We start from the raw sequence: 17,652 nt of genomic DNA, 5'->3' as shown, positions 1-17,652 counted from the left end.
CGTTCCGGGAAGGAACGAGCGAACGAGGTGGGACGTGGCGCAGGAGACCCTCCCGGACCGGTCGTCTGCCGCAGGCCCCGGAGGGCACGCCGGCGCACCCGCCGGCGAGGCGCCGCACGGGCGGCTCGGCCGGCTGCGCGCCGGCCTGCGCCGCGGCGGCCGCGCCGGCTGGCCCCGCACCCTGCTGGCGCTGGCCGGTGGGCTGGTGATGTGGCCGGCGTTCCCGCCGCTCGACCTCACCCCGCTCGCGCCCGTCGGCGTCGCGATGCTCACGCTCGCGGTGCGGGGGGTGCGGCCCCGCACCGGCGCCTGGCTCGCGTTCGTCGCCGGCGCCGCGTTCTTCCTCCCCGCCCTGGAGGGCATCTCCCGCATCGGCCCGGACGGCTGGATCGTCCTCAGCCTCGTCGAGGCCGCCTACTTCCTGCCGATGGGCGCCGGGATCGCGGTCGCCGCCCGGCTGCCCGGCTGGCCGGTGTGGACGGCCGCGCTGTGGGTCGCCCAGGAGCTGGTCCGCGGCCGCGTCCCCTTCGGCGGGTTCCCGTGGGCGCGGCTGGCGTTCAGCCAGACCGCCACGCCTTTGACCCCGTACGCGTCCTACGGCGGCGCACCGCTGGTGACGTTCCTGACCGCGCTGGCCGGCGGGCTGCTCGCCTACGCCGCCGTGGCCGCGCACCGCGCCCGCGCGTCCCGCCGCGACCGGGCCGCGACCGCCGGCCCAGCCCCCGGCGGAGCCTCCGATGAGGCCGCCGAGGGGGCCGCCGGCGGGGCCGTCTCGGCCCCGCGCGCGCTCGCGCCCGCCGCGGCCGCCCTGGCGCTGATCGCCGCCGTCGCCGGGGGCGGGCTGCTCATCCCCACCCCGGCGTCAGGCCGGCCCGTCACCGTCGCGGTGATCCAGGGCAACGTGCCGCGCCTCGGCCTGGACTTCCTCGGCCAGCGCAAGGCCGTCCTGGACAACCACGTCAAGGCCACACACGAGCTCGCCGCCAAGGTCCGCGCGGGCCAGGTGCCCCGGCCCGAGCTGGTGGTGTGGCCGGAGAACGCCAGCGACCTGGACCCCTACCGCGAACCCGACGCCTACACCGCCATCGACGGCGCCGTGCGGGACGTCGGCGTCCCCGTCCTCGTCGGCGCGCTCACCGACACCCCCGACGGCGAGAAGGTCGAGAACCGCGGCATCGTCTGGGACCCCGAGTCCGGGCCCGGCGACTACTACGTCAAGCGGCACCCCGTCCCGTTCGGGGAGTACCTGCCGTTCCGCGACATCCTCACCAAGCTGATCACCCGGTTCGAGCGGATCCCGCGCGACTTCGCCAAGGGCACCCGCTCGGGCGTGATGAAGCTCGGGCCCGTCACCATCGGCGACGTGATCTGCTTCGAGGTCGCCTACGACAAGGAGGTCCGGGACGTGGCGCCCGGCGACATCCTCGTCGTGCAGACCAACAACGCCACCTACGGGCGCACCAGCCTCCCGCCGCAGCAGATCGCGATGTCGCGGCTGCGCGCGGTCGAGCACGGCCGTACGATCTTGGTTGCCGCGACCAGCGGGATCAGCGCGATCGTCGCCCCGGACGGCCGGATGCTCGCCGAGTCCCGCGAGTTCGTCCCCGACATCCAGGTCCGCACCGTCCCGGCGCGCACGCAGCGGACCCTGTCGGACCGGCTCGGGGCCGTCCCCGAGTGGGCGCTCGCCCTGCTCGGGCTCGGCGCGGTCCTCGCGGCGGCATGGACAGCCAGGAAGAACGAGGGGAATTGACACCGATGGAGATCCCAGCCGACCTCGGCCGGGTGCTCGTGATCATCCCGACCTACAACGAGCGGGACAACATCGAGCGCATCGCCGGGCGGGTGCGCGAGGCCGTCCCGTCGGTGGACGTCCTGGTGGTCGACGACGCCAGCCCCGACGGCACCGGCGAGGTCGCCGACGCGCTGGCCGAGAAGGACGAGCAGATCAAGGTCCTGCACCGGCAGGGCAAGGACGGGCTCGGCCCCGCCTACATCGCCGGGTTCCGATGGGCCGCCGAGCACGGCTACGACGTCATGGTCGAGATGGACGCCGACGGCTCCCACCAGCCCGAGGAGCTGCCCCGGCTGCTGTCCGCGCTGGAGGACGCCGACCTGGTCATCGGCGCCCGCTGGGTGCCCGGCGGGAAGGTGCGGAACTGGCCGAAGCGGCGCGAGGCGCTGTCGCGCGGCGCCAACACCTACGCCCGGCTGATGCTCGGCATCCCGCTGCACGACGCCACCGCCGGCTACCGCGCGTTCCGCGCCGCGACCCTGGCGAAGATCGGGCTGGAGGAGGTCGACTCGCGCGGCTACTGCTTCCAGATCGACCTGGCGCTGCGCGCGCTGCGGCAGGGCCTGCGCGTGGTGGAGGTGCCGATCACGTTCGTCGAGCGCGAGCACGGCACCAGCAAGATGAGCCGGGACGTGATGGCCGAGGCGGCGCTGCGCATCACCCAGTGGGGCATGAGCGACCGCGTCGGCAGGCTCCGCCCGCCGCGCTGAGACCCGCCGCGTTGAGACCCGCCGCGTTGAGACCCGCCGCGACCGGGACGCCCCGCGGGAAACGATCGGCGGCGTCCCGGCGTTGACAGGGGAGAGGCTTTTCCGACCCGGAAATGGGGCCATGCTGCCGCTGCTGATCGTCCTGGGAATCCTGCTGCTGCCCGCGCTGGAGATCTTCGTGATCATCCAGGTCGGCGCCGCGATCGGCGCCTGGCCCACGGTGGGGCTGCTGGTCGCCGAGACCGTGCTCGGCGCCTGGCTCGTCCGGCGGGAGGGCCGCCGCGCCTACGGCGCGCTCCACGACACGGTCCGCACCGGCGTCCTGCGCGACCGCGAGCTCGGCGACGCCGCGCTCACCATGGCCGGCGGGCTGCTGCTGCTGTTCCCCGGCTTCGTCACCGACGTGTTCGGGCTGCTGTTCGTGCTGCCGTTCACCCGGCCGCTCGTCCGGCGGTCCCTGTCGTCGTTCGCCGCGCGGCGGATGCGGGCCGCCGAGGAGCGGGCCGCGACCGTGTTCCCGCCCGGCGCCGGCGGCGCCGGGTTCGGCCCGCTCGGCCGCAGGCCCGGCCCCGAGGGGGTGGAGACCCCGCCGGGACCGGTGGTCCGCGGCGAGGTCGTCCACGAGGACGACGACACCGCCTCCCGCGCCTGACCCCGCGGCGGCCCCCGGGCGGCGCGCTCAGGCGTCCCGCACGGCGAACACGGCCCCGCCCGCCAGCAGCGCCGCCGCCGCGTAGCCGGCGAGCACGGCGAGGCCCTGCCACGGCCCGATGGGCAGCAGGTCCAGGTTCCGCGTCGCCTGCACGGCCAGGCCCGCGGGCATCGGCGACGCCTTCTCCAGCCGCTCCTGCCACGCCCCGTCCCCGGCCAGCCGGGTGACGGCCGGGACGGCCCACAGCAGCGCCAGCACCGCGGTGATCGCCGCCGCCGGCTCCCGCAGCGCCGCCCCCGCGCCGAGCGACAGCAGCGCCACCAGCACCAGGTACAGGACGGTGCCGGCGGCGGCGCGCGCCGTCGGGCCGTCCAGCGGGGACAGCGGCGGGTAGCCGTTCGCCGCGGTGAACCCGTTGCCCGGCAGCAGGCCCCGCCCGGCCGCCAGCGACGCCAGCACCCCCAGCGTCCCGGCCGCGGCGGCGGCGCCCGCGACCACGGCGGCCTTGGCGGCCAGCACCGCCGCCCGGCGCGGCACGGCCGCCAGCGTCGCCGCGATCGTCCCGGTGGCGTACTCGCCGCCGACGGCCAGGACGCCGAGCACCACCGCCGCGACCTGCCCGATCCGCACACCCGACAGCGCCAGCCTCGGGGTGTCCTCCATGCAGCCGGCCGGGCTCGTGCAGTGCGAGGTGTCGACGGAGCCGGTCACGGCCGCGCCCACCGCGGCGGTCAGCCCCGCCAGGGCCAGCAGCACCCACCAGGTGCTGGGCAGCGTCCGCAGCTTCGTCCACTCCGCGTGCACCGCCCTCACGCATGTCCGCGGCGGGGAGACGGCCCCAGGCGCCCCCCGGCCCGCTCCGCTCACGCGTCTCTCCTTCGGAGCAGCCACGCCGCGGCCGCGAGCGCGGCCGCCGTGTAGGCGCACAGCACCCCGAACCCGGCCCACGGGCCGATCGCCTGGTCGAACCGCGGCACCGTCTGCTGGACCGCGAACCCGGCCGCCGGGGTGAGGCGCTCCAGCCACCGCGCCGCCGACAGCGGCAGCCCCGTCGCCACGATCTGCGGGACGAGCAGGAGCAGCAGCACGATCGTGATCGCGGGCGCGCTGCGCCGCACGATCACCGCGACCGCCAGCGAGAACACCGCGACCACGGCGAGCAGCGCCGCCGTGCCGAGGACGGCCCGCAGCACCGCGCCGTCCGACACCGGCGGCGGCGACATGCCGTGCGAGCGCAGCACCGGCCCGGCGGGCAGCACCGCCCCGAACGCCGCCGCCAGCCCGGCCGCCAGCGACGCCGCGCCGACGACCACCGCCTTGGCGGCCAGGACCCGGCCCCGGCGCGGGGACGCCGCGAACGTGGTGCGCAGCATGCCGCGCCGGTACTCGCTAGTCGCGAACAGCACCGCCAGCGCGATGACCGCCGCCTGCCCGATCAGCACGCCGGTGAGGGTGGTCTTGGTGATGTCGTCGGCGAACTCGTCGGGGCCGATGTCGCCGGCGCCCTTCAGCGTGAACGTCCCGCCCGACAGCGTGCGGCCGTCGGCGTCCGCGGCGGCCGCCGGGCCGCCCGGCGCGCCCCGGTCCCGCCACGCCGCGCCCGGCGGCGCCGGCGACACCGCCACGTGGTCGAACGTCGCGCGGGTGGCGGAAGGACGCCCGGACACGGTCTCCCCGCCGAACCGCCGCTCCACCGCCATCTCGTCGGGGGCGGCCACGAACATGCCCGCGAGCGCCCGCTCGGGCAGCCCGTCCAGGCGGACCGACCCCACGCGGTGCCAGGTCCGGCCGTCGGGGGAGTCGTAGCCGGTCACGGCGGCGCCGGAGCGGGTCAGCTTCAGCCAGCGCGGCAGGTCCGCGGTCCCGCCGCCGGCGCCGCCGCGCTCGTAGCCGGTCTGCAGCCGGACGCCGTGCCCCGGCGTCACCATCAGCGCCGCGTACGGGGTGCCGCGCTCGGCGCTGCCCCGGATCATCAGCCCGGCCTTCGCCCACTGGCCGCCGCCGTCCCGGGACGCGACGCGGGCGACGACCGAGCCGTCCCCCGCGAGGGTCAGGTAGGTGAAGTGGCCCAGGTCGATCTTGTGGAGGCGGGCGGGGTCGGACGGCGCGTCCCCCGAGCCGGTGGCCTGGGTCCCCGCCGCCGACAGCAGCGCCACCAGCACCGTCAGCAGCACTGCCGCCAGCAGGGTCAGCGTCCAGCGGGGGACGGTGCGCAGCTTGGTCCACTCGGCCAGCAGCAGCCGCCCGAACCCGTCCCGGGCCTGCGCCTGGACGGTGCTCCGGTAGACCTTCCCGGCGGTCACGGGGCCTCCTGCCGGGTCAGGGCCTGGAACTCCACCGCGTCCCGGGTCAGCTCCATGTACGCCTCCTCCAGCGACGCCCGGTGCTCGGCGATCCCGCTGAACGCGACCCCGGCGCCGGTGAGCAGCGCGATGATCCGCTCGGACGGCAGGCCGGCGACCGTCACCGCGTCCGGCCCGGACGCGGTGACGGTGGCGCCCGCGCGGGCCAGCACGGTCATGGCCTCCTGCCGCTCGGCGGTGCGCAGCTCGACCCGCCCGCCGGACGCGGCCGCCAGCAGGTCCGCGACGCTGGTGTCGGCGATCAGCCGGCCCCGCCCGATCACCACCAGGTGGTCGGCGCCGCCCTCCAGCTCGCTCATCAGGTGGCTGGACACCAGCACCGCCCGCCCCTCGGCGGCCAGCGACCGCAGCAGCCCGCGGATCCAGGTGATGCCCTCGGGGTCCAGGCCGTTGACCGGCTCGTCGAACATCAGCACCGGCGGGTCGCCGAGCAGCGCCGCGGCGATCCCGAGCCGCTGCCGCATGCCGAGGGAGAACCCGCCCGCCCGGCGCCGCGCCGCGCCCGCCAGCCCGGTCAGCTCGATCACCTCGTCGACCCGCCGGGCCGGCAGCCCGTTGGCGTGGGCGAGCCAGCGCAGGTGGTCGCGGGCGCGCCGCGCCGGATGCACCGCCGAGGCGTCCAGCATCGCGCCGAGCCGGCACAGCGGCGTGCGCAGCGACCGGTAGGGCCTCCCGCCGACCAGCGCCGTCCCGGTGTCGGGCCGGTCCAGGCCCATGATCATCCGCATGGTGGTGGACTTGCCGGCGCCGTTCGGGCCGACGAACCCGGTGACCTGCCCGGGCCCGGCGGTGAACGACAGGCCGTCCACGGCGACGGCCGCGCCGAACCGCTTGCGCAGCCCCCGCACTTCGATGGTTGCCTCCATGCCCCGGGACCCTACGGGCGGCGGCGGCGCCGGGTCGTCCCGCCGCGGAGGCGTCTTCGCGGGCGGTGGGCGGGGGACGGGGCATCCCCCGCGGGAGGGACGCCGCCGGGCCGCCGGCCGCGCCACAATGGCGTCCGTGGGGGAGATCGACGGGCGGGCGCTGTGGCCGGCGGCGGGCGCCGGCCTCGCCGCCGCCGGCGCCGCCGAGGCGGTCCTGCGCACGCACGGCTCGGGGGCGGTGCCGTCCCTGGCGATCGTGGTGGACGTGTGCGCGACGCTGCCGCTCGCCCTGGCCCGCGACCGGATCACCGCGGCCGCGGCCGCGATCACGGTCGCGGCCGCCGCGGCGTGCGTCCTGCACGGCGGGGCCGCCGTCGCGGCGCTCGTCGCGCTCGCGGCGGTCTGGACCGAGCTGGTGCGGCGGCGCGTGGCGCGGCGCCGGGCGCGGGCCGCCGCGCTGGACGCCTCCCGCCGCGCGTTCCAGAGCACGCTGCTGGAGCACACCGCGCGGGGCGAGCGGGCCCGCATCGCCCGCGAGCTGCACGACGTCGTCGCCCACCACATCTCGATGATCTCCGTGCAGGCCGAGACCGCGCGGCTCGCCGTCCCCGGCATGCCCGCCGAGGGCGCCGAGCGGCTGCTGGCCATCGGCGACACCGCCCGCACCGCGCTCACCGAGATGCGCCGCCTCCTCGGCGTCCTGCGCGAGGACGCCGGCGCCGAGCCGACCCGCCGCCCGCAGCCCGGCCTGCAGCAGCTCCTCGACCTGGTCGACGAGGCCCGCGCGTCCGGCGCCGGCGCGGCCCGGCTGATCGTCCGCGGGGACGTCGCCGCCCTGGACCCGGGCCTGGAGCTGGCCGCCTACCGGATCGCGCAGGAGGCCCTCACCAACGTGCGCAGGCACGCGCCCGGCGCCGCGGTCGACGTGGAGATCGACTACGCGCCGGACGCGCTGCGCCTCACCGTCCGCGACAACGGCCCCGGACCCGGCGGGCACGGACCCGGCGGGCACGACCCGGCCGGGCACGGGCTGCTCGGGATGCGCGAACGCGCCGCCGCCGCGGGCGGAGGCCTGCGCACCGGGCCCGGCCCGGCCGGGGGTTTCGTCGTCGAGGCGACGCTGCCGCTGGAGGCGCCGTGACCGTGCGCGTGGTGGTCGCCGACGACCAGGAGGTCGTCCGCGCCGGGTTCGGCGCGCTGCTCGGCACCCAGCCGGACCTGGCCGTCGTGGCGACCGCGTCCGACGGCGCCGAGACCGTCGAGGTGTGCCGCGAGCACCGGCCCGACGTGGTGCTGATGGACGTGCGGATGCCCGTCCTGGACGGCATCGAGGCCACCCGCCGCGTCACCGCCGGGCCGGACGCGCCGCGCGTGCTGATGCTGACCACCTTCGACCTCGACGAGCACGTCTACGACGCCCTCGTCGCGGGCGCCAGCGGGTTCCTGCTCAAGGACGTCACGGCCGAGCGGCTGTTCGACGCCGTCCGGGTCGTCGCCGCGGGCGAGGCGCTGCTCGCCCCGGCCGTGACCCGCCGCCTCATCGGCGAGTTCGCCCGGCTGCGGCCCCGCCCGCCGGAACCGGACGTGCTGGACGCCCTGACGCCGCGCGAGACGGAGGTGCTGCGCCTGCTCGCCGGGGGCCTGTCCAACGCCGAGATCGCCGCGCGGCTCGTCGTGGGGGAGGAGACGGTCAAGACCCACGTCAGCCGGATCCTGCGCAAGCTCGGGCTCCGCGACCGCGTGCAGGCCGTGGTCACCGCCTACGAGAGCGGTCTCGTCCGGCCCCGCTCCGGAGGCTGACGGCGGGCCCGGACACAGGCCGGGCCCGCACCGTCGTCCGGTGCGGGCCCGTCACCCGAAAAACTCTCAGTCGCTCACGCGGACTTCCTGCGCCCCGCCCGCAGGATCTCCAGGCGCTCGGCGAGGACCTCCTCCAAGTCCTCGACGGTCCTGCGCTCCATGAGCATGTCCCAGTGGGTCCGCGGCGGCTTTCCCTTCTTGGCTTGGGGCAGCTCCCCGTCGACCCGCAGGGCCGTTGCGCCGCAGTTGCGGCATTCCCAGGTCATCGGCACCTCGGCCTCGGCTGCGAGCGTCACGGTGAACCGGTGGCCCTTGGTGCAGGTGTAGTCCACCTCTTGCCGAGGGGCCAGATCGGTGTTGCGATCGTTCTCGTAGCTCGTCGCTCCGAGTCGGGTGCCGCGAAGTGCGCGCTCGGCCATCGTCACGTGCCTCCCAGACGGCTTGCGGTCTTGCCCTGACCAACGCTGAACACCGTGACAAGATTCCCGCGCCCGGGGTGATCCAACCCTGCTGTTTGCGGCCGCACCGGGCCGCCGGCGCGGAAACTCCGGCGCGTCCGGCGGATCCGCCGGGCCGGTGCGGCGGGCCCGCCGGCGGGCCGCGACCTGCCGGCGGGCCCCGCTACAGCCACGGCCAGGCCGGCTACAGCCACGGCCAGGCCGCGTCGCGCCCGGCCTCCAGCAGCGGGACGGCGCGGAACGCCGCGTCGGACAGGCCGCCGAAGACGTGCCGGTTCCCGGTGCCGGACGGGCCGTGCCCGTACCGGTAGCCGGCCAGGTTCCAGGTGTAGACGGGCACGTGCGCCGGGACCTGCGCGGTCGGGTCGGCGCCGCGGGGGCCGCCCCACGCCTGCTCGTCGGTGACGATCACGACGCGGTCGTGGCCGCGGAAGTGCGCCCGGACCGCCTCGGCGGTCTGGGTGCCGCCCATGGAGTGGAACCGCTCCAGGACCTTCAGCAGCGACTCGCCCTGGCCGAAGCGGACGGGCCGGTGGCCGGTGCCGAACTCGACCAGGTCGGCGTGCGCCGCGCGGACGGCCAGCGCGGCGCCGAAGACCGCGGCGGCGTCGGCGCGGTTGAGCCCCGACTTCCGCGAGACGGGCCCGAACATCGAGCCGGACCGGTCGACCAGGATCAGCGTCCGGCCGGCCAGGGCCGGGACGCCGGCCAGCGAGTGGTTCAGCGCCCGCTCCAGCGGCCACGCCCACCGCAGCGACGGCGCGGCCCGGTGCGCGGCGAGGAACCGGAACGGGAGCATGCGGCTCCCGGCGATCACCTCGGGGTCGGCGAGCTCGGCCGCCACCTGCTGCGCGACATCGTCGGACACACCGGCCTGGTCGAAGTTCCGCAGGTTCCGCACCAGGGCGAAGATCCCCATGGACGGGATCAGCGCCTCCCACAGGCGCGCCTTGTCGACCTTCGCCCCCGCCAGCGAAAGCGCGTTCTCCCACGTGAGTCCCGCACGGCGGAGCGCATCGGCGTCGAGCAGCAGCTCGGGCCGCTCGGCCGCGGCCTCAAGGAACGTCCCGTTGTATGCGAGGGTGCCGAGCCTGTCCGGGTCGGGTGCGGTGCCGCGGTTGTGGCGCCGGTCGAGTGCGTGGGCGAACAGGTCACCCTGCCACGGCTTGGCAGGGTCCGGGCTCGGGTGGACCAGGTCGATCACGTCGCCGAAGCGGAAGCCCTTGGAGCCGGTGTCGTACTTCAGCAGGGACCGCTCGGTGTAGAGCCGCCGGACGGCGTCGGCGATGCCGCGCTTGACGGGCTTGGGCACGGTGCGGCCGTAGGCGGACGTCCAGTAGGCCAGGGCCTCGCCGGGCTCGTCGGCGCGCTGCAGGACGCTTGCGACGAGCCCGCGGTTGCCGCCGTTCAGCCCGGCGTCGAGGCGGGCCCTCACGGCGTCCAGCGCGGCGACGAGCGAGGCGGAGCGCATGCCGGCCTCGGTGCGCAGCCACGGCAGGAACCCGGCCGTCCACTCGCCGTCGGCGACGGCGACCGTGCGGACCAGGTCGCGGAACCGTGCGTCGCGGTCGCCGGCCCTCTCGTAGAAGCCGTCCTCGCCGACCATGTTCGCGACCGCGAGCAGGAACAGCTCGCTCTTGGCGTCGCGGGCGTGGCCGGGCGCGCCCTCGTGGGTGCGGCCGGACGGCGCCGCTTCGCCGCGGACCGGGCTGGACACGGCCGGGCGGACGCTGCCGCGGTTGAACTTCGCCATGAGAAAGGCTCCCTTCCGCAAAGGGAGAGGGAGCCCTGCGTTCCGCGGAGATGCCCGAGATCAGGAGTCGGCTACGGAATGACGAGTCCGGTGCTCTCCCGGGCTGAGCTACACCGCCCCGAAGGCGGTGGTGGGATTCGAACCCACGCCCGCCGGATCCAAGAAGTATCCGTGGCCTGCGCACCGGGCACCCGCGAAGTATGTGCTCCCTCCCGAGATCTGAGTCGGTGCACGGGGTCGCCCCCGATATGGGCGTCGCGAGCGGAGGTCTGGCCGCCGGCGATGGGAATCGAACCCGTGAAGTATCCGTTCACCTGCGCACCGGGAGGTGCGTATTCGGTTGTCGAGCCCTTCCGAGATCGGAGGCGGCCTCGGGTGGATTTCTTTTGCAGAGAAGTAACCCGCGGCCTTCGCACCGGAAGGGCGATGCCATAAGGAGATCAGTCCGGGGCGGTCGAACTCAACTGAATTAACGCCATTCGCGCATGGCGTAGCGATCGTGAGGTTTCGGCGCGCTCTGCCGTCCGCTAAGTCGCTGACGGCAGATTTCCCGCCGCCCGGGCGCGGCGCGGGGCCACCGTGGGAACCGGCGGCCGGACGGACCGGCCCCGCGATCCGCAGGGAGGGACACCACGGTGAACACGCTCACGGCCGCGCCGGCCGCCGCGTCCGCGTCACTGGGCACGCTCGACGACCAGCTGACCGCCCGGCTGCTGCAGGAGCGCATCCTCGTCCTCGGCGACGAGGTCGACGACCGCATCGCCAACCGGCTGTGCGGGCAGCTCCTGCTGCTGTCGGCCGAGGACCCGCGCCGCGACATCAGCCTGTACATCAACTCGCCCGGCGGGTCCGTCCTGGCCGGCCTGGCGATCTACGACACGATGCGCCTCATCCCCAACGACGTCTCGACGCTGGCGATGGGCCTGGCCGCGTCCATGGGCCAGTTCCTGCTGTGCGCCGGGACGCCCGGCAAGCGGTACGCGCTGCCGCACGCGCAGATCCTGATGCACCAGGGGTCGGCCGGCCTCGCCGGGACCGCCGCCGACGTCGAGATCTACGCCGGGCAGCTGCGCCGCGTCAGCGGCATCATGACGTCGCTGACCGCCGAGCACACCGGGCAGACCGCCGACACCATCGCCCGCGACGGCCTGCGCGACCGCTGGTTCAGCGCGCGGGAGGCCCTCGACTACGGGATGATCGACCACATCGTCGAGCAGCTCGACGACGTGCGCCCGGCCGCGCGGAAGGCGGGGCTGTGACCATGGGGCAGTACACGATCCCGACCGTCGTGGAGCGGTCCCCGCGCGGCGACCGCGCCTTCGACGTCTACTCGCGGCTGCTGTCGGGCCGCATCATCTTCCTCGGCACCGAGATCGACGACGGCGTCGCCAACGTCGTCATCGCCCAGATGCTGCACCTGCAGTCCGAGAACGCCGACCTGCCGATCGAGCTGTACATCAACTCGCGGGGCGGCTCGTTCAGCGCGCTGACCGCCATCTACGACACCATGCAGTACATCCGGCCCGACATCGCGACCCTGTGCGTGGGGCAGGCGTCCTCGGCCGCGGCGGTGCTGCTGGCGGCCGGGACGGCCGGGAAGCGGTCGGTGCTGCCGCACTCCACGGTGGTGCTGCACCAGCCCTCGACCGAGGAGGGGTCGTTCGAGGCCGGCCGCGGCACCCTGCCGGACCTGGCCGTCCAGGCCGACGAGGTCGCGCGGGTGCGGGCGCAGACCGACCGGATCCTCAGCCGGCACACCGGCCACCCCGTCGCCAAGATCCACGCCGACATCGACCGGCGCCGCACCTTCGGCGCCGAGGAGGCCGTCGCCTACGGGATCGCCGACCAGGTCATCGCCGCCGCGTAGCCGGGCCGCCCCGGTCAGGCGGCCAGGGCGAGCACCGACACCGTGGCGCCGCCCGCACCCGAGGCGGGGGGCGCCACGGGCGGCGCCGCGGCCCGCCGCACCGGCATCGCCCGCACGACCCCGCCCTCGACGCGGGCGGCGTCGACGCGGGTCAGGTCGTGCACGACCGCCGCCAGCAGCTCGGCCAGCTCGACGTCGAGGGCGTCGCACACCGCGGCCAGCACCTCCGACGACGCCTCCTTGCGGCCCCGCTCGATCTCCGACAGGTACGGCATGGAGATCCGCGCGGCGACCGCCACGTCCGCCAGGGTGCGGCCCTGCGTCCGCCGGATCCGGCGCAGCGCGGCGCCCAGCAGCGACCGCAGCAGCGCGCGCGGGCGCCGGCCCGGTCCATCGGCGGCGATGTTCGTCATCGGGTCCTCGTCTCACAGCAGGCGGGCGGCCCTCCCGCCCGGCGAACACCTTCATGCCTATCCGCCGCGCCCCGCGCGGGCCAGTGCTTTTCGCCCTCGGCGCACAGTCAGGCGCGGCTGGTGAGGACCGCGTCGACGAGCCCGTAGTCCTTGGCCTCCTCGGCGGTGAAGTACCGGTCGCGGTCCAGGTCGCGCCGCACCGTCTCGGGGGCGCGCCCGGTGGCCTCGGCCAGGATCGCCTCGGTCTGCTCCCGCAGCCGCAGCACCTCCCGCGCCTGGATGTCCAGGTCGGTGGCGTAGCCGCGGGACACCTCGATCTCCGGCTCGTGCAGCAGGATCCGCGCGCCGCGCAGCGCCTGCCGCCGTCCCGGCGAGCCCGCCGCCAGCAGCACCGCGGCCGCCGATCCGGCCTGCCCGACGCATGTGGTCTCGACCTCGGGCCGGACGTAGCGCATCGTGTCGCAGATCGCCATCATCGCCGTCAGCGACCCGCCCGGCGAGTTGATGTAGAGCGAGATGGGCCGGTCGGGGTCCATGCCCTCCAGCGCCAGCATCTGCGCGGTGACGTCGTTGGCGCTGGTGTCGTCCGCCGGCGCCCCGAGGAAGACGATGCGGTCCTCGAAGAGCCTGTTGTAGGGGTTGGTGTCCTTGCGGCCGTAGCTGGTCTGCTCCTCGTACTCGGGGACGAGGTAGCGCCGTTCCGCTCGTGTCATGTGCCCACCCGGTCGGTGCTGTCGATGACGTGGTCGACGAAGCCGTAGTCGCGGGCCTCCTCGGCGGTGAACCAGGCGTCCCGGTCGCCGTCGGCCTCGATCCGCTCCAGCGGCTGCCCCGTGTGGAACGCGGTCCGCTCCGCCAGGGTCCGCTTGAGGTAGAGCGACTGCTCGGCCTGGATCTTGATGTCGGAGGCGGTGCCGCCGATGCCGCCGTGCGGCTGGTGCATCATGACCCGCGCGTGCCGCAGCGCGTACCGCTTGCCCCGCGTCCCCGCGCACAGCAGCGTCTGCCCCATGGACGCCGCCATGCCCATCGCGACGGTGGATATGTCGTTCGGGACGAACTGCATCATGTCGTAGATCGCCATCCCCGCGTCGACGACGCCGCCGGGGGAGTTGATGTAGATCGTGATGTCGCGCTCGGGGTCCTGCGCCGCGAGCAGCAGGAGCTGCGCGTTCACCCGGTTGGCGAGCCGGTCGTCGATCTCGCTGCCGAGGAACACGATCCGCTGCGCGAGGAGCCGCTCGTACAGCTGCGCGTCCGCGAGCTGCGGCAGCTCCGTCACCTTGGCCCGCGACCTCCCCACGAACGTCTCCGCCCGCCGCTCGCCGTCCCACTGCCTGGGCAAACCGCTCACGTGCCCTCCTCGATCATCTGTACAGTACGTACGCTAGGTACATCATGGAGGCTAGTGTGGGATGAGACGAGTGGCCAGGAGTGGATTGTGCGTTTCGCTATACGATGAATCACGTGGATGTTCCGGTGACCGAAGCACGTGCCCAGTTCGCGGATCTGGTGAACCGGGTGGCCTACACCGGCGAGCCCGTCAAGCTCACGCGGCGCGGCAAGGTGATGGCCGCCCTCGTCTCCCCGGAGGATCTGGAACTGCTGGAGGCGATCCGCGCGCAGCGCCTCGACCTCCAGGTCGGCGGGACGGTCCCGCCGGGGCAGCCGTCCCAGCCCGCCGAGCGGCCGCAGCCGTCACCGCCGATGCGCATCGCGGCCCGCTACCGCCCGCCCGGCTTCAACCGCTGACCGGTGCGCCTCTCGCGGGCCTCAGGAGGCGGGGGAGGGGCTCGGGGCGCGCCAGAGGCCGCGGGAGGTCATGATCCGGCGCAGGGTCAGCAGCTCGTCGGTCATGATGCCGTCGATGCCTAGGTCGAGCAGGCGCTTCATGGCGGCGGGGTCGTTGACCGTCCAGGCGTGGACCTGCAGGCCGAGCCGGTGGGCGTGGTCGATGAACGCCTCGGTGACGAACGGGACGGGGCCGAGGCCGTAGGGGACCTGGGCGCAGGCGACGCCGGTGGCGGCCAGGCGGACCAGCTTGGCGGCGGGTCCGCCGTAGGAGCGGGCGCGCAGCGCCATCAGGCCGCGGGGGCCGAGGGCCGTGCACACGTCGTGGTCGGTGAACAGCGGGAGGCGGGCGCGCATCTGGGCCAGCCGGCGGGTGGAGAAGGACGTGATGCACACCCGGTTCCAGGCCCTGGTGCGGTGCAGCGTCGCGGCGAGCGGCCCGATGACGTGGGCGTCCTTGAGGTCGATGTTGACGCGGGCGTCCGGGAAGGAGCCGAGGACCTCCTCCAGGCGGGGGATGGGCTCGGTCCCGGCGATGCGGGCCTTGGCGACCTCGGCGTAGGGGAGCCGGGAGATCGCGCCGGTGCGGTCGGTGACCCGGTCGAGCGTGCGGTCGTGGAAGGCGACCACGACGCCGTCGGCGGTGGCGTGGGCGTCGGTCTCCAGGTAGCGGTAGCCGAGGTCGGTGGCGTGCTGGAAGGCGGCCATCGAGTTCTCCGGGCGGCCCGCTCCGCCGCGGTGGGCGAAGGGGATCGGCCCGGGATGGTCGAGGAACTCATGCGAGTGGCGCACCCCTCCGATTATGGCGGACCCCGCGATCAAGCCTGACCTTACTATGTAAAGGAGCGTGGCGGTGCTACCGTCGCCCCTCGATCGATCAACGAGGGAGCACCGATGGCGGACGTGAACGACTACCGGGCGACGTTCGAGCTCGTGGACGTCGACGGCGACGGCTACATCTCGACGGCCGAGCTGAAGAACCTGATGAGCCGGCTCGGCCAGGACATCACCGACATGCGGGCGGTCGAGGTGGTCGTGGCCGCCGACGCCAACCGGGACGGGAAGATCTCGCTGGAGGAGTTCACCTCGCTGATGGAGCGGGCGTCCCGCGGCTGACCGGTCAGGCGGGGCGGCGGATCTTGAGGGCGTTGTCGGTGCGGGTCATCGACCGCCCGTCGGGCGCGGTCTGGACGCGTTCGTGCTCGCCGATGTGCAGGACCTCCCATTCGCCGTCCGCGAGGTCGAGGGACTTCAGGACCTCTTCCGCGGTGGGCAGGTGGACGTGGGGGTGGGCGCCGGGGTCCCAGGGCGGCGGGCCGGCGTGCCCGGCGACGAACAGGACGCCGCCGGGCGCGACCGCCGCGGCGGCCGAGCGGAGGACGGCCTCGCGGGGCATGCCCTCGGCGGGGGTGTGCAGGAACATCGCGGTGACCAGGTCGTAGGCCCCTTCGGGGAAGGACGCGGCGAGGTCGTGCCGCTGCCAGTCGACGCGGTCGGCGACGCCCGCCTCCTCGGCGTGGCGCGCGGCCCGCTGGAGGGCGTTGCGGGAGATGTCGGCGGCGGTGACGCGCCAGCCCCGCTCCGCGAGCCAGATGGCGTCGGCGCCCTCGCCGCAGCCGAGGTCCAGGGCGGTGCCCGGTTCCAGCCCGGCGATCTCCTTGACGAGGATGGCGTTGGGCTTGCCGCTCCAGACGTGGTCGTGCTCGGCGTAGCGGGCTTCCCAGAACTCTTCGTTGCTCATGGTGTCGTCCATGCCCCGATGATGGGCCGCCGGTTTCCGGAACCGCCAATCGCGTTGCCGTCCTGGCAAAACAGGCCCCCCTCGCGCGGCGGCGGGGGGCGCGTCCGGTCAGGCGCTGGTGAGGCGCCAGGCGCCGGGGGACCGGCAGGCGTGCGCGAGGCCGCGGATGGTGGCGCGGGCGGGGTCCGGGGCGATGGTGACGGCGAGGTTCATCTCGGCGGTGAGGCGGCCCGGCAGGGACGGCAGCCGGGCGCCGCCGCCGGTGAGCAGGAGGCCGCCCTCGCGGGCGGTGCGGCGCAGCGGCGCGGGCAGGTCGGCGAGCAGGTGGTGGACGCCGGCGGCGAGCCGCTCCCGGACGTGCTCGGGCAGCCGCGGCGCGTTGTGCCCGACCTGCCGGTCCTGGACGTACCGCACGGACCGCGCGGAGTGCACGCGGCCCCGCATGACGACGGCCGTCTCGGCGATGCCGGCGCCGATGTCGAGGATGAGCCGGGGCCGCGGGTCGTCGATGTCGACGCCGGCGCCGATGGCGGCGGCGAGCGGCGCCTCCATGGTGCGGACCGGGCACCCGGCGGCCGCGCGGACGGCGTTGGCCGCGCGGCCGAGCTGGGCGCCGCTCGCGGCGGCGGGCACGGCGAGCAGGACCTGCCGGAGCCGGAGGCCGGGGTCGGCCTCCAGCAGCGTCAGGCGGGCGAGGCGGGTGCAGGCGCCGGCGTCGGCGACCATGCCGTGCTCGATGGGGCGTGCGGCCCCGCGGGCGCGGCGGCGCCCGGTGGCCGGGGCGGGACCGCCGATCGTGGACGGGCGGTCGATGATCACGTCCAGGGCGGGCACGCTCGCGCGGACGCGGCTGCTGCCGAGGTCGAGCGCGGCGCGCGGGCCGCCGCGGGTGCCGCCGGGCGTGCCGTCCCGTCGCGCCGCGGAGGCGGTCGTCACCGTCGCCGCTGCTGGCATTTCACGCAGCGCCGGGCGTACGGGATGATCTCCAGGCGGCCTTCGGGGACGGGCTTGCGGCAGTCCTCGCACAGGCCGTAGGTGCCCTCGTCGAGGCGGACGAGGGCGGCGTCGATCTCCTCCAGGTTGCTCTCCAGGGTGGCGCGGCGGGCCATGACGGCCTCGTCGGGGGCGCTCTGGCCGGCGAGGAGCTCCAGCTCTGCGATGTGGGTCTGGCGTTCCCGCTGGAGCAGCTCGCGGGCCTGCCGGGCCTTCGCGCCGCCGGGCGGGTCGCCGCCGAGGGCGTCGCCGACCGCGCCGTTGACCGCGCTGTTGACCGTCATCGCAATGGGCTCCCTTCGGTCGCCGGGGAAAATACGTGGCGAACCTCCACCATGCGGCAAGGGGGCGTGTCCTGCTATGGGGGCTGACACCCATTCTGGGAAGTTCGAGGGTGCAGACGGGCGGTGCGCTCGACGGGCGGGCGCTCCGGGAGGTGCGCTCCGGGAG

At 75.2% G+C, this 17,652-nt stretch carries 21 protein-coding genes; 9 read left to right on the top strand and 12 right to left on the bottom strand.

The features are described 5' to 3' along the window. Positions 1 to 34: 34 nt before the first annotated feature. The 3 genes from lnt to ACIWVC_RS04640 all read left to right on the top strand — a co-directional run bounded on the left by lnt (position 35) and on the right by ACIWVC_RS04640 (position 3,157). A complete protein-coding gene (gene lnt, locus ACIWVC_RS04650; RefSeq protein ID WP_396449553.1) occupies positions 35 to 1,753 on the top strand; it encodes an apolipoprotein N-acyltransferase in 1,719 nt (572 codons plus the stop codon). A gap of 5 nt (positions 1,754 to 1,758) precedes the next feature. After that, positions 1,759 to 2,505: a polyprenol monophosphomannose synthase gene (locus tag ACIWVC_RS04645; protein WP_396453841.1), complete on the top strand. Its 747-nt coding sequence runs from the start codon at positions 1,759 to 1,761 to the stop codon at positions 2,503 to 2,505. 121 nt (positions 2,506 to 2,626) lie between these two features. After that, positions 2,627 to 3,157, top strand: coding sequence for an FxsA family protein (locus tag ACIWVC_RS04640; protein ID WP_396449551.1), 531 nt, complete (start codon positions 2,627 to 2,629; stop codon positions 3,155 to 3,157). Positions 3,158 to 3,184: 27 nt separating this feature from the next. Here the strand turns inward: ACIWVC_RS04640 and ACIWVC_RS04635 are convergent, their stop codons facing one another. Genes ACIWVC_RS04635 through ACIWVC_RS04625 form a run of 3 tightly spaced genes read right to left on the bottom strand, consistent with a single transcriptional unit; the run spans position 3,185 to position 6,386 of the window. Then, a complete protein-coding gene (locus tag ACIWVC_RS04635) occupies positions 3,185 to 3,970 on the bottom strand; it encodes an ABC transporter permease (RefSeq protein ID WP_396449550.1) in 786 nt (261 codons plus the stop codon). Between the two features lie 50 nt (positions 3,971 to 4,020). Next, the gene (locus tag ACIWVC_RS04630) at positions 4,021 to 5,460 is read right to left on the bottom strand and encodes an ABC transporter permease subunit (protein ID WP_396449549.1); all 1,440 of its coding nucleotides are present in this window, start codon (positions 5,458 to 5,460) and stop codon (positions 4,021 to 4,023) included. After that, positions 5,457 to 6,386, bottom strand: a complete 930-nt coding sequence (locus ACIWVC_RS04625; protein WP_396449548.1) for an ABC transporter ATP-binding protein — start codon at positions 6,384 to 6,386, stop codon at positions 5,457 to 5,459. The genes ACIWVC_RS04630 and ACIWVC_RS04625 overlap by 4 nt, the downstream gene beginning before the upstream one ends. A gap of 136 nt (positions 6,387 to 6,522) precedes the next feature. Here ACIWVC_RS04625 and ACIWVC_RS04620 point away from each other — a divergent pair, with 136 nt between their 5' ends. Further along, the gene (locus ACIWVC_RS04620; protein ID WP_396453840.1) at positions 6,523 to 7,527 is read left to right on the top strand and encodes a sensor histidine kinase; all 1,005 of its coding nucleotides are present in this window, start codon (positions 6,523 to 6,525) and stop codon (positions 7,525 to 7,527) included. Next, positions 7,524 to 8,186: a response regulator gene (locus ACIWVC_RS04615; protein ID WP_396449545.1), complete on the top strand. Its 663-nt coding sequence runs from the start codon at positions 7,524 to 7,526 to the stop codon at positions 8,184 to 8,186. The genes ACIWVC_RS04620 and ACIWVC_RS04615 overlap by 4 nt, the downstream gene beginning before the upstream one ends. Positions 8,187 to 8,260: 74 nt before the next feature. On the opposite strand, the gene ACIWVC_RS04610 is transcribed toward ACIWVC_RS04615, so the two are convergent. Both ACIWVC_RS04610 and ACIWVC_RS04605 read right to left on the bottom strand, forming a co-directional pair. Continuing rightward, positions 8,261 to 8,605: an RNA polymerase-binding protein RbpA gene (locus ACIWVC_RS04610; RefSeq protein ID WP_067802035.1), complete on the bottom strand. Its 345-nt coding sequence runs from the start codon at positions 8,603 to 8,605 to the stop codon at positions 8,261 to 8,263. Positions 8,606 to 8,828: 223 nt separating this feature from the next. Next, positions 8,829 to 10,397: a TROVE domain-containing protein gene (locus tag ACIWVC_RS04605; protein ID WP_396453839.1), complete on the bottom strand. Its 1,569-nt coding sequence runs from the start codon at positions 10,395 to 10,397 to the stop codon at positions 8,829 to 8,831. Positions 10,398 to 11,032: 635 nt separating this feature from the next. On the opposite strand from ACIWVC_RS04605, the gene ACIWVC_RS04600 reads away from it, so the two are divergent. Both ACIWVC_RS04600 and ACIWVC_RS04595 read left to right on the top strand, forming a co-directional pair. Beyond that, a complete protein-coding gene (locus ACIWVC_RS04600) occupies positions 11,033 to 11,656 on the top strand; it encodes a ClpP family protease (protein ID WP_396449543.1) in 624 nt (207 codons plus the stop codon). Between the two features lie 2 nt (positions 11,657 to 11,658). Then, complete coding sequence (locus ACIWVC_RS04595) at positions 11,659 to 12,264, top strand: ClpP family protease (protein ID WP_396449559.1); 606 nt, start codon at positions 11,659 to 11,661, stop codon at positions 12,262 to 12,264. Positions 12,265 to 12,278: 14 nt separating this feature from the next. Here ACIWVC_RS04595 and ACIWVC_RS04590 read toward each other — a convergent pair whose 3' ends face one another. From ACIWVC_RS04590 to ACIWVC_RS04580, 3 genes are all read right to left on the bottom strand, one after another. Beyond that, the gene (locus tag ACIWVC_RS04590; protein WP_396449542.1) at positions 12,279 to 12,677 is read right to left on the bottom strand and encodes a helix-turn-helix domain-containing protein; all 399 of its coding nucleotides are present in this window, start codon (positions 12,675 to 12,677) and stop codon (positions 12,279 to 12,281) included. Positions 12,678 to 12,784: 107 nt separating this feature from the next. Beyond that, a complete protein-coding gene (locus ACIWVC_RS04585; RefSeq protein WP_396449541.1) occupies positions 12,785 to 13,390 on the bottom strand; it encodes an ATP-dependent Clp protease proteolytic subunit in 606 nt (201 codons plus the stop codon). Further along, entirely contained in the window at positions 13,387 to 13,980 is a 594-nt protein-coding gene (locus ACIWVC_RS04580) for a ClpP family protease (protein ID WP_396449558.1), read from the bottom strand. Before ACIWVC_RS04580 ends, ACIWVC_RS04585 begins: the two co-directional genes overlap by 4 nt. 176 nt (positions 13,981 to 14,156) lie before the next feature. On the opposite strand from ACIWVC_RS04580, the gene ACIWVC_RS04575 reads away from it, so the two are divergent. Next, positions 14,157 to 14,429, top strand: a complete 273-nt coding sequence (locus tag ACIWVC_RS04575; RefSeq protein WP_396449540.1) for a type II toxin-antitoxin system Phd/YefM family antitoxin — start codon at positions 14,157 to 14,159, stop codon at positions 14,427 to 14,429. 21 nt (positions 14,430 to 14,450) lie between these two features. Here the strand turns inward: ACIWVC_RS04575 and ACIWVC_RS04570 are convergent, their stop codons facing one another. Further along, positions 14,451 to 15,260 (bottom strand): glycerophosphodiester phosphodiesterase, encoded by an 810-nt coding sequence (locus ACIWVC_RS04570; RefSeq protein ID WP_396453838.1) that lies wholly within the window; start codon positions 15,258 to 15,260, stop codon positions 14,451 to 14,453. 102 nt (positions 15,261 to 15,362) lie between these two features. On the opposite strand from ACIWVC_RS04570, the gene ACIWVC_RS04565 reads away from it, so the two are divergent. Further along, a complete protein-coding gene (locus ACIWVC_RS04565; RefSeq protein WP_396453837.1) occupies positions 15,363 to 15,584 on the top strand; it encodes an EF-hand domain-containing protein in 222 nt (73 codons plus the stop codon). A 4-nt stretch (positions 15,585 to 15,588) separates the two neighbouring features. Here the strand turns inward: ACIWVC_RS04565 and ACIWVC_RS04560 are convergent, their stop codons facing one another. From ACIWVC_RS04560 to ACIWVC_RS04550, 3 genes are all read right to left on the bottom strand, one after another. Further along, on the bottom strand, positions 15,589 to 16,221 hold the full coding sequence (locus ACIWVC_RS04560; RefSeq protein WP_396449537.1) for an SAM-dependent methyltransferase: 633 nt from the start codon (positions 16,219 to 16,221) through the stop codon (positions 15,589 to 15,591). A 96-nt stretch (positions 16,222 to 16,317) separates the two neighbouring features. Beyond that, complete coding sequence (locus ACIWVC_RS04555; RefSeq protein ID WP_396449536.1) at positions 16,318 to 17,145, bottom strand: rod shape-determining protein; 828 nt, start codon at positions 17,143 to 17,145, stop codon at positions 16,318 to 16,320. Further along, positions 17,142 to 17,486, bottom strand: coding sequence for a TraR/DksA family transcriptional regulator (locus ACIWVC_RS04550; protein WP_396449535.1), 345 nt, complete (start codon positions 17,484 to 17,486; stop codon positions 17,142 to 17,144). The genes ACIWVC_RS04555 and ACIWVC_RS04550 overlap by 4 nt, the downstream gene beginning before the upstream one ends. Positions 17,487 to 17,652 lie beyond the last annotated feature (166 nt).

This window comes from Actinomadura sp., from assembly GCF_044508335.1.
Taxonomy (GTDB): domain Bacteria; phylum Actinomycetota; class Actinomycetes; order Streptosporangiales; family Streptosporangiaceae; genus Spirillospora.
The sequence above is the reverse complement of the archived record's forward strand: the minus strand, read 5'-3'. Positions and strand labels throughout refer to the sequence as shown.